Origin of the sequence: Methylobacterium sp. J-026, assembly GCF_022829585.1 — a bacterium.
In the GTDB taxonomy this organism is placed as follows: Bacteria; Pseudomonadota; Alphaproteobacteria; order Rhizobiales; family Beijerinckiaceae; genus Methylobacterium.
Window position 1 is genome coordinate 1 of the sequence record NZ_JAKSYC010000154.1, and the last position, 2,033, is coordinate 2,033.

The following is a 2,033-nucleotide window of genomic DNA, read 5'->3' on the forward strand; positions in this document are numbered from 1 at the left end:
ACAGGCAAAGTATCAGCGCCAGGACCAGGCGCCGGTATTGGAGTATCCACTGTCTAACCGCCCGCAAATTTCTCCACTGACTTCCAACTCTTCGCTCCCCGCCCCAGATTGAAGTCCATCCGAGATCCAGGACGGCACGTGGGCGGCTCCAGGGTGTAGCGGCCGTTGGCCAAGGCCGTGGCCGTGGCCTGCACGCCGAGGACGTGCTCATACTTCAACAGCTGATTGTGCAGGCGCCGACTGAGCCGAAGCGCATCGGTGAGGGCACTTAGCGGCATGACCTGCGCTAGCCCGATAGCCTGAACCCGAGCCCCGTCCGGCGTCCGCTCGGCATCGAGTCGGATCGGCACGCCAACCATGCCCTCGCATCCGACGAGCCCGACCTCGACCTGTTGGCCGTCCGCCGCGATGCTGACGAGCGAGACGATGCCTCGTTCGACGAAGGCAACCCGCGTGATCGGGGTGTCGGCTTTGATCAGCACATCGCCCAACGACAGGATCGCGAGTTCGAGGTGCGGTCGCAGCAGATCGAAATCGTCCGGATCCAGGGATCTGAGCAGGCGATTGAGGCAGCTGTGCTGCATCGGTTGCGACCTGGTCCCGTTCACTTGGAGCGGGAGGTCCAAGAGCCCTCGGTCACGAGCACCTGGACGTGCCTGCGTCCTACGCCTGCCTGTCTTTGAGACTAATCCCCTAGAAGCGCAAGATATCGGTCAAATGATGGAGATCTTGTCGGATATCTGACATATTGGCAGGCATCGAGGCGCAGCGATGTGAGCCCCATGCAGCAGGCGCTGACGCGGAAGCTTGAGAGCTTCGAACCCCTCTCCGACCCAGCTCGCTCGGCCTTGAACAACTTGGTACTCAAGGTCCGGCAGGTCGGCGCGCGCCAGGATCTGATTCGGGAAGGCGATAAGCCCGACAACGTCCTGCTGATCCTCGACGGCTTTGCCTGCCGGTACAAGGTCCTTCCGGACGGCCAGCGCCAGATCATGGCCCTGTTGTTGCCCGGCGATTTCTGCGACCTGAACGTGTTCATCCTCGACGAGATGGATCACACCATCGGCACCATCTCGACGTGCCAAGTCGTGGATATCCCGCGCGGAGCCATCGATAAGATCACAGCACAGCACCCGAGCATCGCGCGCGCCTTCTGGTGGTGCTCCCTGGTCGATGGAGCCGTCCTGCGCGAGTGGCTGGTCAATATGGGCGCGCGCGCTCCGGACCAGCGCATCGCGCATCTTCTGTGCGAACTTCTCATGCGCTTGGAAGCGGTCGGCCGTGTTACCGACAACAGCTACGCGTTTCCGCTCACACAGTCTGAGATCGCCGACACGATGGGCCTGTCCGACGTGCACGTGAACCGGACGCTGCGCGAGCTTCGCGCCCTCGGCCTGATCCACCTCAAGCGCCGCGTCCTGACCATCCTCGACGTCGAGCGAATGAAGGCCTTCTGTAGCTTCGCACCGAACTACCTGCACCTGCGCAACACCCGTTGGGGAGAGCGCCGCGACCTGAGTTGGCTTGGCCGCGCCCAGGAGGGCTAGCCGATGTCCGAGCGGGGCAATGTCGAGACGCTGATTGTGCTGCAGCCGATCTCGATCGACACGGGTAGCCCCGACCGTGACGGCATGCTGGTGATCGCCAACGGCCTGCTCGTGGCAGTGCTGGTTCGCCTCGCCGAACCCGAGCATGCCAATGTCGGAAGCTGGTCCATGGAGGCGGGGTTCGGCCGGCCGCAAGGGCTGAGGGTCCCTGCCTTTCCGGCTCTGGAATACGCAACGCACCGGCTGCGACGCCATCTCCATCCGGGTTGAGCTATCTCCCCGGTGACCGGCTGGGAAATCCTTGACGCAAACTTCAACAGGGACGCTGCGGCAGGGGCCACGGGGCAAACCGGCTTGAGATGGCGTCGCAGCCAGCGCGTTGCGTCTTCCAGAGCCGGAAAGGCAGGGACCCTCAGCCCTTGCAGCCGGCCGAACCCCGCCTCCATGAACCAGCTTCCGACATTGGCATGCTCGGGTTCGGCGAGG

At 63.6% G+C, this 2,033-nt stretch carries 3 protein-coding genes; 2 read left to right on the forward strand and 1 reads right to left on the reverse strand.

From position 1 onward, the window contains the following. Positions 1–53: 53 nt before the first annotated feature. On the reverse strand, positions 54–584 hold the full coding sequence (locus tag MKK69_RS14185) for a Crp/Fnr family transcriptional regulator (RefSeq protein ID WP_243968681.1): 531 nt from the start codon (positions 582–584) through the stop codon (positions 54–56). A gap of 198 nt (positions 585–782) precedes the next feature. On the opposite strand from MKK69_RS14185, the gene MKK69_RS14190 reads away from it, so the two are divergent. Together MKK69_RS14190 and MKK69_RS14195 are read left to right on the forward strand one after the other, a co-directional pair. Beyond that, positions 783–1,547: a Crp/Fnr family transcriptional regulator gene (locus MKK69_RS14190; RefSeq protein ID WP_243968683.1), complete on the forward strand. Its 765-nt coding sequence runs from the start codon at positions 783–785 to the stop codon at positions 1,545–1,547. A 3-nt stretch (positions 1,548–1,550) separates the two neighbouring features. Further along, positions 1,551–1,817, forward strand: a complete 267-nt coding sequence (locus tag MKK69_RS14195) for a hypothetical protein (RefSeq protein ID WP_243968684.1) — start codon at positions 1,551–1,553, stop codon at positions 1,815–1,817. The last annotated feature ends 216 nt before the right edge of the window (positions 1,818–2,033 follow it).